This is a genomic window from Frateuria flava (genome assembly GCF_017837635.1).
GTDB classification, from domain to species: domain Bacteria; phylum Pseudomonadota; class Gammaproteobacteria; order Xanthomonadales; family Rhodanobacteraceae; genus Frateuria_A; species Frateuria_A flava.
The window spans coordinates 57,440-70,986 of sequence record NZ_JAGJRS010000004.1; the positions used below are offsets into that span (position 1 = coordinate 57,440).

Sequence of the window (13,547 nt, forward strand, 5' to 3'; positions counted from 1 at the left end):
GTCAGGCGCCGGCGGTCTTTTTCGCGCTCGCCTTCTTGGCGGCCGTCTTCTTCGCGGTTTTCTTGGCGGCGGTCTTCTTGGCCGTGGCCTTCTTCGCCGGCGCCTTCTTGGCCGCTGCCTTCTTGGGTGCGGCCTTCTTCGCCGCCGGCGCCTTCTTGGCGGCCGCCTGCTTGCTGGCGCCCTTGCGCGCGAAGCGGCCTTTCTTGACCGGCGCGGCGGCCAGCAGCTCCAGGCATTGCGCCTCGGTCAGGTCCTTCGGCTCGGTGTCCTTGGGGATGCGCGCGTTCTTCTCGCCGTCGGTGATGTATGCCCCGTAGCGGCCGTTGAGTACCTGGACCCCGTTGCCGAAGTCGGTGATCACGCGGTTGGCGAGCATCTCCAGTTTCTCGCGCACGATCTGCAGCGCGCGCGGCAGCTCGATCGTGTACGGATCGTCCTCTGCCTTGAGCGAGGCGTAGGTGCTGCCCTGCTTGACGAACGGGCCGAAGCGGCCGATGCCGACGCTCACCTCCTCGCCGGCCTCGGACTGCCCGAGCTGGCGGGGCAGCTTGAACAGCTCCATCGCCTGCTCGAGGGTGATGGTGTGCATGCTCTGGCCCGGACGCAGGCTGGCGAACTGCAGCTTCTCGTCGGTGTCCTTGTCGCCGATCTGCGCGTACGGCCCGTAGCGGCCCAGTCGCACCGACACCGGCTTGCCGCTCTTCGGATCGATGCCCAGCTCGCGCGCGCCGGTGGCCTCGCTGCGGTCGACCGACTCGGTCTTTTCCTCGACCTGGGTCTTGAACGGTTGCCAGAAGCGCTCCATCAGCGGCACCCAGGCTTCCTCGCCGCGGCTGACCGCGTCCAGTTCGTCCTCGAGCTTGGCAGTGAAGTCGTAGTCGACGTACTGGTTGAAGTGCTGGGTGAGGAACTTGCCCACCGCGCGGCCGACGTCGGTCGGCTTGAAGCGACGGCTGTCCAGGAACACGTATTCGCGGTTCTGCAGCACCTGGATGATGCTGGCGTAGGTCGACGGGCGGCCGATGCCGTATTCCTCCAGCGCCTTGACCAGGCTCGCCTCCGAGTAGCGCGGCGGCGGCTCGGTGAAGTGCTGGTCGGCCAGGATGTCCGAAAGCGCGACCTGCTCGCCCTTTTCCATGCGCGGCAGGCGGCGTCCTTCATCGTCGTCCTCGGCGCTCTTCTGGTCGCGGCCCTCCTCGTACACGGCCAGGAACCCTGGATCGACCACGGTGGTGCCGGTGGCGCGGAACGCGGCCGGACCGCCGGCGGCGCTGGGCAGGTCGAAATCCACCGACACGGTGTTGAGGGTGGCGTGGATCATCTGGCAGGCGACCGTACGCTTCCAGATCAGCTCGTACAGCTTGCGCTGCTCGTCGTTGAGGAAGGCGGCGACCTGGCGCGGCGTGCGCATGGCCGAGGTCGGGCGGATCGCCTCGTGCGCTTCCTGCGCGTTCTTGGACTTGGTGCGATAGACCTGCACGCCGTCGGGCAAGGCGCCGCGGCCGAAGTCGCGGGCGATCAGCGCGCGCAGCTCGTCGGTCGCCTCGTTGGAGAGCGCGGTGGAGTCGGTACGCATGTAGGTGATCAGGCCGACGTTGCCTTCGCTGCCGAGGCCGACGCCCTCGTACAGGCCCTGGGCGACCTTCATCGTGCGGCTGGTGGAGAAGCCGAGCTTGCGCGCCGCTTCCTGCTGCAGGGTCGAGGTGGTGAACGGCGGCGCCGGGCGGCGCTTGCGCTCCTTTGAGGTGACTTCGCTGACGGTCAGTCGACCATGCGCGGCGTCCTTCAGCGCAACGCGCGCGGCCATCGCGTCGGCCTCGTTGGTGAGGTCGAACTGCTCGAACTTCTTGCCGTTGAGCCGGGTCAGGCGCGCGCCGAAGTCGCCATCGGCGTGCTTGAGCTTCGCTTCGACGGTCCAGTACTCGCGGGCGACGAAAGCTTCGATCTCCTCCTCGCGCTCGACAATCATGCGCAGCGCGGGGCTCTGCACGCGGCCGGCGGACAGGCCGCGCTGCACCTTTCGCCACAGCACCGGCGAAAGATTGAAGCCGACCAGGTAGTCCAGCGCGCGGCGCGCCTGCTGGGCGTCGACCATGTCGTAGGACAGGTCACGCGGCGCGGCGACCGCCGCCTTGATCGCCTTGGGCGTGATCTCGGAGAACACCACCCGGTGCATGCGCTTGCCTTCGGTCAGGCCGCGCTCCTTGAGGATCTCGCTGATGTGCCAGGAAATTGCCTCGCCCTCGCGATCCAAGTCGGTCGCGAGGTAGATGTCGTCGGCCGCCCTGGCCGCCTTGGCGATCGCGTCGACGTGCTTTTCATTGCGCTCGATCACCTCGTACTTCATGGCGAAGCCGTTGTCGGGATCGACCGCGCCCTCCTTGGGCTTGAGGTCGCGCACGTGGCCGTAAGAGGCAAGGACCTGGAAGTCGTTGCCGAGGTACTTGTTGATCGTCTTGGCCTTGGCGGGCGACTCGACGATGAGGAGGTTTTTGGCCATGGGGCGGGGGGTTCCGGGGGACGTCCGTGCCGCCGGTCTGGCGGCACACTCTTTATTAGTTGAGCCATGCGCTCGCCGGAACTGTCAAGCCGGATCGCGTGAAACCGCGATGCGGCGCGGTTTTCACCGGCCCGATGGGCGACGCAGGCAGCGCCTGCCGGTCAGGCCACGCAGTGGTAACGATTGCCCGGCAGGCTTTCCACCTGCCCTTCCAGCTCCAGCATCAGCAACATGGAGGACAACGCCGCCGGCGCCAGCCCGGTACGGCTCGCCAGCTCGTCCAGCGTGGCCGGATCGTGGCCCATGGCCTGACGCAGACGGTGGTGTTCCGGACGCGCTGGCGGCATGGATGGCGTGTCGGGCGCCGGTGTTCCGCAGGGCGGTGCCGCGGACACCGGAAGCTTCGCCAGCCGGGCGGCAAGCTCCAGGCCCAGCGCGCGCGCCGCCGGCACCAACGTCTCGATGAGTTCGGCCGGCTCTTCGACCAATCGCACGCCTTCGCGGATCAGCCGGTGGCAGCCGCGTGCCAGCGGGTTGTCCACCGAACCCGGCAGGGCGAAAACCTCGCGCCCCTGTTCGCCGGCCAGCCGCGCGGTGATCAGCGAACCGGACTTCAGCCCTGCCTCGATCACCAGCGTACCCAGCGACAACCCCGCGATCAGGCGGTTGCGGCGCGGGAAGTGGTCCGCCCGCGGCGCGGTGCCCGGCGGGAACTCGCTGACCACCGCACCGCGAGCGGCGATGGCCTGCGCCAGAGCCTGGTGTTTGTGCGGATACACCCGATCGGGGCCGGTGCCGACCACGGCGATGGTCGGCGCATCGACGGCCAGCGCAGCGGCGTGTGCGGCGCCGTCGACGCCATCGGCCATGCCGCTGGTGATCACGAAGCCGGCCTGCGCCAGCGCCATGGCGAAGCGGCGCGCGTGCGCCAGACCGCCGGCAGTGGCGCCGCGCGCCCCGACGATGGCCACCTGCGGATGCAGCAGGAGCGACGCGTCGCCGGCGATGAAGAGCGCCACCGGCGGCTGCGGGATGTGGCCCAGCAACGGCGGGAAGTCGGCGTCGGTGCAGCACAGCAGGCGATGGCCGGGCGTGGCGAGCCAGGTCATGTCACGGGTCAGGCGCGCCTCGTCGGGGCAGGTGAGCCAAGCGCCGGCGGCCTCGCCCAGGCCCGCCGGCGAGCGACGCAGGTGGGCCAGCACCGCCACGGCGTCACCGTCGGCAGCCAGCCGCTCGCGCAGCGAGGACAGGCCCAGGCCCGGGGTGTGCAACAGGGTCAACCAGGCGCGAAGTGCATCCGTGTCACTCATCGGGCCAGTGTAGGTCGGCTCCAACGAAAAACGGCGCGGCCAAGGCCGCGCCGTCGTGTCGGGTTACCCCGAAGCGGGGATTACTCGGGCATCACCAGGCGGTCGCCGCGATGCACCGGGCGCAGGCCGTCCATCACCAGGCCGTAGCTGACGCGATCGAAGGTACGGAACACCATCACGTGGCCGACGAACTCGTCCGGCAAGGTCACATGCTCGCCGCTCCCACGGCTCCAGCTGCTGCTGGCGACGTCGTCGTGGACGGTCTCACCGGGCTGGAAGATGGCGAACGTCTGGCCGTTGTCCACGCCGTCCTTCGCACCGATCGACAGCGCCACCACCTGGCGCGGGCCGGCCGCGTCCATCGCATCGGCGAAGGCGATCACGCGGGCGTTGGCCGGGACCGAACGCGGGGCGTGCGGGTAGTAGTAGGGGTCGTAGGCCGGGCCCTCCAGCGGCAGCACGCGGTCGCCACTGCGGATTTCCTGGGTGGCGTCGAGCAGCAGCAGCGTGGACGGATCGCCCCCGCGCAGCACTTCGGCCGTGCCGATCACGCTGACTTCGACGCCCAGCGGATCACCCTCGCCATAGTGGCCGTCGTCGCGGAAATCCTCCTCCCACGGCGTTTTCATCATCGACACGTCGTTGTCGAGGGTATGGCCGAGCACCTCTTCTTCGGTGTTGTCGCCATCGCCGGCGGCGTAGCTGCGGAAGGCGTGGGTCGGACGCACGATCGCAAAGCGCTGGCCCGGCTCGGCCTTAAGACCGCGCACGTACAGGTTCTGGCCAACCGCACCACGCAGGCGCGCTTCCTCGAAGCCCATGATGTAGGGCGAGGACTTGACCTGGTCCGCATCCATCACGCGCATGTCCTTGAGGAACAGGCGCAGCTGGTCGAGCGGGATCGCCGGGATGGCCTCGGCCTCGCGGTGCGCGCTCGGCTCGAGCTTGACCCGCGGCCCGTTGATGAAGGACAGGTTGAGCACGTCGCCCGGATAGATCAGGTGCGGATTGCGCACCTGCGGATTGGCCTGCCAGATCTCCGGCCACAGCCAGGGCTTGGACAGGAACTTGGCCGAGATGTCCCACAGCGTGTCGCCGCGGCGCACGGTATAGGTATCGGGATGATCGGCGCGCAACTGCGCTCCGGCGGCGTACACGGCCACGGTGACCAGCATGCCGGCCAGCAGCCCGATGGACTTCTTGATCATGTGCTCAGATTCCCCTACCCCGAGGCTCGGGCGAGTGTAACCGAATGGTGAAGACCCGCAACCGGGAGCAGTTGGCAAAATCGCCTGCCGCACGGGAGCTTGCCGCCGTACAATGAGGCCCATTCTAGTTTGCGCCGGGGCTTTCGTTACGACGATTCGCCCGCATCTTCGAGGCGCCCCGAGGTATCGATCATGTCCGTGCTGACCATCCTTGAATTTCCCGACCCCCGCCTGCGTACCCAGGCCGCGCCGGTGACCGCCTTCGACGCCGAGCTGAAGCAGTTCGTCGCCGACATGTTCGAGACCATGTACGACGCCAACGGCGTCGGCCTGGCCGCGACGCAGGTCAACGTGCACAAGCGCGTGCTGGTGGCCGACATGAGCGAGGAACGCAACCAGCCGCTGGCGCTCGTCAATGCCGAGATCATCGGCAAGGAAGGCACCCAGGTGTACCAGGAGGGCTGCCTGTCCTTCCCGGGCATCTATGCCGACGTCACCCGGGCGCTGAAGGTCACGGTCAAGGCGCAGGATGTGGAAGGCAAGGCATTCACGATGGAGGCCGAGGGCCCGCTGGCGGTGTGCATCCAGCACGAGCTGGACCACCTGGCCGGCAAGGTGTTCGTCGATTACCTCTCGCCGCTCAAGCGCAACATGCTGCTAAAGCGCATGGAAAAGCAGCGCAAGCAGGCGGCGAGCGCTTGAGGATCGTCTTCGCCGGCACGCCGGAATTCTCCGCTCCCTGCCTGGAGGCCTGCCGCGCCAGCGGTGCGCAGGTCGTGGCGGTCTACACCCAGCCTGATCGCCCCGCCGGCCGGGGCCGCAAGCTCGCGCCCAGTCCGGTGAAGCAGGCGGCACTGGCCGCCGGCCTGCCGGTCGAGCAACCCGAAACGCTGAAGTCGCCCGAGGCTCAGGCCACTCTGGCCGGCTACGCGCCCGACCTGATGGTGGTGGTTGCCTACGGGCTGATCTTGCCGCGCAAGGTGCTGGCGATCCCGACCATGGGCTGCTGGAACGTCCACGCCAGCCTGTTGCCCCGCTGGCGCGGTGCGGCGCCGATCCAGCGCGCGATCCTCGCCGGCGATGCCGAGAGCGGCGTGGATCTGATGCGCATGGAAGCGGGGCTGGACACCGGCCCGGTGCTGCTGGAAAAGCGCACGCCGATCGGTCCGTACGACACCGGCGGCACGCTGCACGACCGGCTGTCGATGCTGGGTGCCGAAGTGCTCGCCGAAGGCCTGCGCCGCACGTTGGCTGGCGAGGCGTTGGTCGCCACGCCGCAATCCGACGAGGGCGTGACCTACGCGCACAAGCTCGACAAGGCCGAGGCGAAACTGGATTTCGCACGACCGGCAATGGAACTGGAACGCACGGTACGTGCATTCGATCCGTGGCCGGTAGCGGAGGGCGCGATCGCCGGCGAGAGCGTGCGGATCTGGAGCGCGCGGGCGGTCGATCGCCAGCACGGCGCGACGCCCGGCACCGTGCTGGCGGCCAACCGCGATGGCATCGAGCTGGCCTGTGGCGAAGGCGTTCTGCGGGTGACCGCGGTGCAGCGCCCGGGCGGCAAGCGCATCGGCGCCTTCGACTACCTCAACGCCCGCCCGGAACTGCGCGGAGCCATCAAGTGAACGCACTGCTCCCTCTCCCCCTGCTCTTATCGAAGATGGGGAGAGGGCGCAAAGTTCACGGCGTCACGAACGTTCTGGCCCGTGTGGGCAGCGCCTGCCCATGACCGATACCCGCGCCCTCGCCGCCACCGCACTCGCCGAGATCGCCCTTCGGGGCGCTTCGCTGCGCGAGGCGATAGAACGCCATGCCCCCAAGCTGCCCGACCCGCGTGACCGCGCCCTGCTGATGGCCCTGCTCAGCGAAGGTGCGCGCTGGTGGCTACGCTTCGACCGGGCACTCGACCGACTGCTTGAACAGCCGCTGCGGCGCAAGGAGCCGCAGGTGCACGCGCTGCTGGTGCTGGGGCTGGTGCAGCTTGAGGTCCTCGGACTGCAGGACTACGCCGCCGTGGCCGCCACCGTCGAGGCCACCCGCGCCCTCAAGCGCCCGCGCCTGGCCGGACTGGTCAACGCCGTGCTGCGCCGCTGGCAACGCGAACGCAGCGATCTGCTGGCCGCACTCGACGCCACCCCGCCGACCCGCCACGCGCACCCCGGCTGGCTGGCCAGGGCCATCGCCCACGACTGGCCGGACGCGTCCAACGCGGTACTCGCCGCCAACAACCTCGAGCCGCCGCTCATGCTGCGCGCCAACCGCCGCCGCACCACGCGCGAGGCGCTGCTCCAACGCCTGCACGCGGACGGCTACACGGCCGAAGCCCATCCCTGGCTCGCCGACGCCGTCGTGTTGCCGCACAGCGGCGACGTCACCCGCTTTCCCGGCTTCGCCGAAGGCCTGTTTGCGGTGCAGGACGGCGCCGCCCAGGTTGCCGCCGACCTGCTCGACGCCCGACCGGGCCAGCGCGTGCTCGATGCCTGCGCCGCGCCCGGCGGCAAGGCCTGCCACCTGCTCGAACGCACCGACCTGACGCTGACCGCGCTGGACTCCGATCCCGCGCGCCTGCGTCGGATCGGTGAGAACCTCGACCGCCTCGGCCTGCATGCGGACCTCGTTGCCGGCGACGCCGCCACCCCTTCCGCGTGGTGGGACGGTGAGCCCTACGACCGCATCCTCATCGACGCACCCTGCTCGGCCACCGGCGTGCTGCGCCGACGACCGGACGTGCGGCTGCACCGCCGCGAAAGCGACATCCCGACGCTGGCCGCGCTGCAGCAGCACATCCTCGGCGCGCTGTGGCCGCTGCTCAGGCCCGGCGGAAAACTGGTCTACGCAACCTGCTCGCTGCTGCGCGCTGAGAACGAGGCGGCCGTGCAATCCCTGCTCGCCACCATGCCTGACGCCCGCCCGCTGCCGTTCACCCTGCCGGCGGGCCAGCCGGCCGCGGTCGGCTGGCAGATCCTGCCCGGCGATGGGGATCTGGACGGTATGTACTATGCGGCCATCGAAAAATCCGCCTCGCGCTGAGAACCACGCCATGCCCGCTTTTTCCCAGGCCACGCCGCAGGAGCGCTGTCGCTTCTGGCTGTTGCTGCTGATCGCGCTGGTGATTCTCGGCGCAGGCATCGGCCTGCGCGATCCCTGGCCGTCGGACGAACCACGCTTCACGCTGGCCGCCAAACAGATGGTGGAAAGCGGCGACTGGCTGTTTCCGCACCGCGGCAGCGAGCTTTACGCCGACAAGCCACCCATGCTGATGTGGCTTCAGGCCGCCAGCTTCGAGCTGGTACGCAACTGGCGCCTCGCCTTCATGCTGCCCTCGCTGCTGGCCGGGCTGGGCACGCTGCTGCTGGTCTACGACCTTGGCCGGCGGCTGTGGAACCGCCGCACCGGCCTGTACGCGGCGGGCGGACTGCTGCTGGCGTTCCAGTTCGTCTACCAGAGCCAGCGCGCGCAGATCGATCCGCTGGTGCTGTTCTTCATCACGGCGGCGAACTGGGGTCTGCTGCGGCATCTGCTGGCGCCACCGGACACCGGCGCGACAGCCAACTGGCCCATGTTCTGGCTGGGCTGTTTCTGCGCCGGGCTGGGCGTGATCACCAAGGGCGTGGGTTTCATCGCCCTGTTCATGCTGCTGCCCTACGCCTGGGCCGCCTGGCGCGGCTGGGACGGCGTGGCGCGGCCCGGTCGCGGTGCCTGGTGGCGCTGGCTGCTGGGACTGGGGGCGGTGCTGGCGGCGATCGCCCTGTGGCTGGTGCCGATGCTGCTGACGGCGCACGCGCGCGCCGACATGCCCGCCTACCCGGCCTACGTGCACGACATTCTGTTCCGCCAGACCGCCCATCGCTACGCCAACGCGTGGCACCACATCCACGCGTGGTGGTACTACCTGCCGATCGTGCTGTTCAGCTGGCTGCCGCTGTCGCTGACCTATGCCGGCAGCGTGCCGCGCTGGTGGCAGCGGTTGCGCGAACACGACGCCCGCGTGCTGCTGCCGCTTTGCTGGGTGGTGCTGGTGCTGCTGTTCTTCAGCGCCTCGCCGGGCAAGCGCGACGTATACGTGCTGCCCGCGCTGCCGATGCTGGCGCTGGCGACCGCACCATTCCTGGACGAACTGCTGCCAAGGCGCTGGCTGCGCGTGATGGGCCTGGTGTTCATCGCCGTGCTCGGCGCCGCGATGCTCGGGCTGGGCCTGTGGGCGCTGCACTCGCACTCGCCGAAGGTGGCGCAGTTCGTTGCCCGCCGCGACCTGGCCGACGGCGGTGCCGCGTTGTGGTGGATGTGCGTGGTGCTGGGCGTGGTGCAGCTGGCGCTGGTCGCCACGCTGCGCGTACGCCGCGCCCTCTGGGTCGTGTGTGGCGGCATGGCCGCACTGTGGCTGGCCTGGGGCTACTGGGCGGTGCCGCTACTCAACGATTCCAGTTCGTCGGCCGGCTTGATGCGCGAGGTGCGCAGCCATCTCGCCCCCGGCGACCAGCTCGGCCTGGTGGCCTGGAAGGAGCAGAACCTGCTGATGCTGGACCAGCCCGCCGTGGACTTCGGCTTCAAGGTGCCCTGGCACCTGCAGTTCGCCCGCGCCACGCAGTGGCAGGCACAGGCGCCGGCCACGCGCTGGCTGTTCGTGCAGCAGACGGCCATGGGCGATTGCGTGGACCGCGCCCAGGCGATCTACCTCGGCCACGCCAACCAGCGCGACTGGTGGATGTTCAAGGCCGGTGCGGTGGTGCCCGGTTGCGTACCCAGCGCCGCAGTGGACGAGCTGCCGGACGACGATGCCGATGCCGGCGCTGTCGCCGCGCCCGAAGCCCCCGCACCGGTCGATCCTTGATGGCGGCACCTCGCATCCAGCTGCTGGCGCGCGACAACGGCGCCGGCCTCAGTCGCGACATGGCCCTGCTCGCCGCCGCACTGGGTGAGGCCGGCGCCGCGGTGGGCACGACCGCGCTGCCGCACCGCGGCCGCGTCTCCGAATGGCTGACGCGCGCACGCCTGGCGGCTCGTGCGCCGGCCTTCGATCTCACGCTGATGTTGGAGCGCGTACGGCCGGAATTCGCACGCGCGGCCCGGCGCAACGTGCTGGTGCCCAATCCCGAGTACTTCCGAGCGCGGGACCGCGCCGCGCTGGCTTGCGTCGAGGAGGCATGGGTCAAGACCCGCCATGCCGAACGCCTGTTCGCAACGCTGGGCATGCCGGTGCACTACATCGGCTTCACCAGCCGCGACCGGCGGGACCCCTCGGTGCCGCGCCGCCACGCCTTTTTCCACGGCCCGGGGCGCAGCAACAACAAGGGCACCGCGGCGCTGCTGAAACTGTGGGCCGCGCACCCCGAATGGCCCACGCTCACCGTCGCCTGGCGGCGCAAGCACATCGACCTGGGCACGCTGCCGGCCAACGTGCGCCTGACCCGTGAACACCTCGACGACGACGCCTACAGGCAGCTGCAGAACGCGCATCGCTTCCACCTGTGCCCCTCGCAGACCGAAGGCTACGGCCATTATCTGGTCGAGGCGATGAGCTGCGGCGCGGTGGTAGTAACGCTCGACGCCGAGCCGATGAACGAGCTGGTGACGGCCGAGCGCGGCGTGCTGGTACCGGCGACGGCGACGGGCTCGCAGGACCTGGCCACGCTGTACGGCTTCGACGATGCGGACATGGCGCGAGCGATCGAGCGCTGCGTGGCGATGCCGGAAACCGAGGCCGCCATGCTGGGGGCTGCCGCGCGCGACTGGTACGACGCCGAACGTGCCGCGTTCGCAGAACGCCTGAAGGCCCTGCTCGCCGCCGTTTAGCCGTCCGGACGATCGGCCCGCGCAAACTCCGCAAGATGGCCGTCGACACCGCGCTCGCAACGCACGATGCCTTCTGTGCGGGTGGCGTGGAACAGACGGTTGTTCGGCAGGCTCAGGTCGTTCACGTCCGGCTGGGCGCGCGAGTCGTGCCACAGGTGCACCGCCAGCGCCGCCCACTTCAACGCGCGGCGGCGCAGGCCGGCATTCTCCAGCCGCGCCACCAGCTCGCGGTCCTCGGCACCGTACCCCTCCATGCGTTCGTCGAAGCCGTTGACGCGGAGCAGGTCGTCGCGCCAGAAGCTCATGTTGCAGCTCATCACGCGGCCGCCGCTCTTCGAGCGCGCCTTCCAGCGCGCCAGTTGCGGCTGGCGGAACGCATACAGGCGCTTGCTGCCATCGAACTCATGGAAATCCGCGCGCGACCACGGCGCGAACACCGGCGCCCCGCCGGCGAGCAGGCGCGCGGTTTCCTCGCCGGTGGCCTTGATCCGCCCGCCCTGCAGAAAAAAGCCGCGCTCGGCCAGCATCAGGTGATCGGCCACGAAGCGCGGATGCAGCAGCATGTCGCCGTCGATCAGGATCACGTAGTCGCCGCGGCAGGCGGCGATGCCCCGATTGCGCGCGCGCGCGGCGCGAAAGCCCTTGTCCTCCTGCCAAAGGTGACGCAACGGCACCGGGAAATCGCGCGCCATGCGCTCGACCAGCGCGCGGGTTTCCGCGCCCGAGCCGTCGTCGGCCACGATCACCTCGTCGGGAAGCCGTTCCTGCGCCGCCAGGCTGGCCAGCACGCGCTCGAGCGCAGCCGGCCAGTTATAGGTGAGGACGATGGCGCTGGTCCGCATGAGGTGCTCAGCGACCGCGCAGGCCGCGGCGCAGGATGGCCAGCGCGCGCTCGACGCGCTTCCACCAGGGCGAAGGTCCACGCATGGCGATACCTGCGTACAGGCGCGCCTCGGCCCAGGTGGGCCGCCCACGCGTCTTGAACTCGGACTTGGCCAGGTCCAGCACGTGCGCATCCAGGTGCATGACCGCGGCGTAGTGGTTGATCAGGCAGCGGGAGCGGTACTGCGCGGCGAATTCGCGCATGCGCGCCTGCTCGTGCCACCAGCCGTTGCGACCGTGGATGCGGTAGTCGACGTTGCCGGTCGGCAGGAAGTATTTCTTCGCGCCAAGCAGGCTGGCGCCGAACACCAGGCAGTTGTCGGCGCTGATGCGCCAGTTCGCCACGAACCCGGGCGGCAGGTCGAGCACGCGCGCAGCCAGTGCGCGGCGCAGCGCCAGCGCCGAGGTGGGCGCACCGTACCAGCGCGCGTGCACCCAGGTGCCCAGCACGGTGTAGCCGAGGTCCGCCGCGTCCTTCGCATAACCCTGTACGCCCGACTCGTTGCCGACCAGGCGCACGTCGGAGAACACGAAGTCGATGTCGCGGCGCGCGGCGAACAGCGCGGCCAGCTGGCGCAGGTAGTCCGGCCCCCAGCGGTCGTCGGCGTCCAGAAAGCACACCACCTCGCCACGGGCCGCCGCCAGGCCGCGCTGGAAGGCGGCCAGCTGGCCGCCGTTCTCGCCGCACAGCAGCTTTACCCGCGGCTCGCTGCCGTAGCGTTCACGCAGATAGTCGGGCGAGCCGTCGGTGGAGCCATCGTCCACCACGATGACCTCGTGCGGGGCGTGCGTCTGCGCCAGCGCGCCATCCACCGCCTCGGCCACGTAGTCGCGGTAGTTGTAGCTGGTGACGACGACCGAGAACGTGGGAGCGAGCACTCAGGCCTCCAGCAGCTGGCGGAAGTAGGCGATGGTTTCCTTCAGGCCGTCCTCCAGCCCCACCCGGGGCTGCCAGCCCAGCTTCTCCTGCGCCAAGGCAATATCGGGCTGGCGTTGGCGCGGGTCGTCGGCGGGCAGCGGGCGGAACACAAGCTTCGACCGGCCGCCCACCAGTGACAGCACCTTCTCGGCCAGCTGCAGCATGGTGAATTCACCGGGGTTGCCGATGTTCACCGGGCCGGTGAAGCCGCGCGGCGATTCCATCATGCGCACGAACGCCTCGATCAGGTCGTCCACATAGCAGAAGCTGCGCGTCTGGCTGCCGTCGCCGTAGATGGTGATGTCCTCACCCTTGAGCGCCTGCACGATGAAATTGCTCACCACGCGGCCGTCGTTGGGATGCATGCGCGGACCGTAGGTGTTGAAGATGCGCACCACCTTGATGTCCAGGTCGTGTTGACGGTGGTAGTCGAAGAACAGCGTCTCGGCGCAGCGCTTGCCTTCGTCGTAGCAGGAGCGGAAGCCGATCGGATTGACTCGTCCCCAGTACTCCTCGCGCTGCGGATGCACTTCCGGGTCGCCGTATACCTCGCTTGTGGAGGCCTGCAGGATGCGTGCCTTCACCCGCTTGGCCAGGCCGAGCATGTTGATGGCGCCGTGCACGGAAGTCTTGGTGGTCTGCACCGGATCGTGCTGGTAGTGCACCGGCGAGGCCGGGCAGGCCAGGTTGAAGATGCGCTCCACTTCCACGTACAGCGGGAAGGTGACGTCGTGGCGCATCAGCTCGAAGTACGGATGGCTCAGCAGGTGCGCCACGTTGCGCTTGCTGCCGGTAAAGAAGTTGTCCACGCACAGCACGTCGTGGCCATCGGCCAGCAGGCGGTCGCACAGGTGCGAGCCGAGGAAACCGGAGCCACCGGTGACCAGTACCTTGTTCATGCGTCCTCGTGGGTTGAGCTGCGCCGTGCGCTG

General features: G+C 69.3%; 11 protein-coding genes. 5 read left to right on the forward strand and 6 right to left on the reverse strand.

The annotated features are described in order from the left end of the window. Position 1 precedes the first annotated feature (1 nt). The 3 genes from J7I44_RS02075 to J7I44_RS02085 all read right to left on the reverse strand — a co-directional run bounded on the left by J7I44_RS02075 (position 2) and on the right by J7I44_RS02085 (position 5,018). Positions 2-2,500, reverse strand: a complete 2,499-nt coding sequence (locus J7I44_RS02075; protein WP_209614999.1) for a DNA topoisomerase I — start codon at positions 2,498-2,500, stop codon at positions 2-4. Positions 2,501-2,661: 161 nt separating this feature from the next. Next, entirely contained in the window at positions 2,662-3,810 is a 1,149-nt protein-coding gene (dprA, locus tag J7I44_RS02080) for a DNA-processing protein DprA (protein WP_209615001.1), read from the reverse strand. An 80-nt stretch (positions 3,811-3,890) separates the two neighbouring features. After that, positions 3,891-5,018 carry a LysM peptidoglycan-binding domain-containing protein gene (locus J7I44_RS02085; protein WP_209615002.1) on the reverse strand — a complete coding sequence of 376 codons (1,128 nt, stop codon included), beginning with the start codon at positions 5,016-5,018 and terminating at the stop codon, positions 3,891-3,893. Positions 5,019-5,210: 192 nt separating this feature from the next. Here J7I44_RS02085 and def point away from each other — a divergent pair, with 192 nt between their 5' ends. The 5 genes from def (at position 5,211) to J7I44_RS02110 (ending at position 10,814) form a co-directional block, all read left to right on the forward strand. Continuing rightward, positions 5,211-5,720, forward strand: a complete 510-nt coding sequence (gene def, locus J7I44_RS02090) for a peptide deformylase (RefSeq protein ID WP_209615003.1) — start codon at positions 5,211-5,213, stop codon at positions 5,718-5,720. Then, positions 5,717-6,646: a methionyl-tRNA formyltransferase gene (gene fmt / locus J7I44_RS02095; protein ID WP_209615004.1), complete on the forward strand. Its 930-nt coding sequence runs from the start codon at positions 5,717-5,719 to the stop codon at positions 6,644-6,646. Before def ends, fmt begins: the two co-directional genes overlap by 4 nt. A gap of 100 nt (positions 6,647-6,746) precedes the next feature. Continuing rightward, positions 6,747-8,051 carry a 16S rRNA (cytosine(967)-C(5))-methyltransferase RsmB gene (gene rsmB, locus J7I44_RS02100; RefSeq protein WP_209615005.1) on the forward strand — a complete coding sequence of 435 codons (1,305 nt, stop codon included), beginning with the start codon at positions 6,747-6,749 and terminating at the stop codon, positions 8,049-8,051. 10 nt (positions 8,052-8,061) lie between these two features. Next, positions 8,062-9,852 (forward strand): ArnT family glycosyltransferase, encoded by a 1,791-nt coding sequence (locus J7I44_RS02105; protein WP_209615006.1) that lies wholly within the window; start codon positions 8,062-8,064, stop codon positions 9,850-9,852. Then, the gene (locus J7I44_RS02110) at positions 9,852-10,814 is read left to right on the forward strand and encodes a glycosyltransferase (RefSeq protein ID WP_209615007.1); all 963 of its coding nucleotides are present in this window, start codon (positions 9,852-9,854) and stop codon (positions 10,812-10,814) included. The genes J7I44_RS02105 and J7I44_RS02110 overlap by 1 nt, the downstream gene beginning before the upstream one ends. Here the strand turns inward: J7I44_RS02110 and J7I44_RS02115 are convergent. The 3 genes from J7I44_RS02115 to J7I44_RS02125 are packed head-to-tail and all read right to left on the reverse strand — an operon-like array spanning position 10,811 to position 13,514. Further along, positions 10,811-11,656, reverse strand: a complete 846-nt coding sequence (locus tag J7I44_RS02115; protein ID WP_209615008.1) for a glycosyltransferase family 2 protein — start codon at positions 11,654-11,656, stop codon at positions 10,811-10,813. The genes J7I44_RS02110 and J7I44_RS02115 overlap by 4 nt on opposite strands. 7 nt (positions 11,657-11,663) lie before the next feature. Further along, positions 11,664-12,575 carry a glycosyltransferase family 2 protein gene (locus J7I44_RS02120; RefSeq protein WP_209615009.1) on the reverse strand — a complete coding sequence of 304 codons (912 nt, stop codon included), beginning with the start codon at positions 12,573-12,575 and terminating at the stop codon, positions 11,664-11,666. Further along, positions 12,576-13,514 (reverse strand): UDP-glucuronic acid decarboxylase family protein, encoded by a 939-nt coding sequence (locus J7I44_RS02125; RefSeq protein ID WP_209615011.1) that lies wholly within the window; start codon positions 13,512-13,514, stop codon positions 12,576-12,578. Positions 13,515-13,547: the final 33 nt, after the last annotated feature.

Coding starts and splice junctions, on each gene's coding strand:
- J7I44_RS02085 (WP_209615002.1), bottom strand. CDS start 5,018: ATGATCAAGAAGTCCATCGGGCTGCTGGCCGGCATGCTGGTCACCGTG.
- J7I44_RS02115 (WP_209615008.1), bottom strand. CDS start 11,656: ATGCGGACCAGCGCCATCGTCCTCACCTATAACTGGCCGGCTGCGCTC.
- dprA (WP_209615001.1), bottom strand. CDS start 3,810: ATGAGTGACACGGATGCACTTCGCGCCTGGTTGACCCTGTTGCACACC.
- J7I44_RS02125 (WP_209615011.1), bottom strand. CDS start 13,514: ATGAACAAGGTACTGGTCACCGGTGGCTCCGGTTTCCTCGGCTCGCAC.
- J7I44_RS02075 (WP_209614999.1), bottom strand. CDS start 2,500: ATGGCCAAAAACCTCCTCATCGTCGAGTCGCCCGCCAAGGCCAAGACG.
- J7I44_RS02110 (WP_209615007.1), top strand. CDS start 9,852: ATGGCGGCACCTCGCATCCAGCTGCTGGCGCGCGACAACGGCGCCGGC.
- J7I44_RS02105 (WP_209615006.1), top strand. CDS start 8,062: ATGCCCGCTTTTTCCCAGGCCACGCCGCAGGAGCGCTGTCGCTTCTGG.
- rsmB (WP_209615005.1), top strand. CDS start 6,747: ATGACCGATACCCGCGCCCTCGCCGCCACCGCACTCGCCGAGATCGCC.
- def (WP_209615003.1), top strand. CDS start 5,211: ATGTCCGTGCTGACCATCCTTGAATTTCCCGACCCCCGCCTGCGTACC.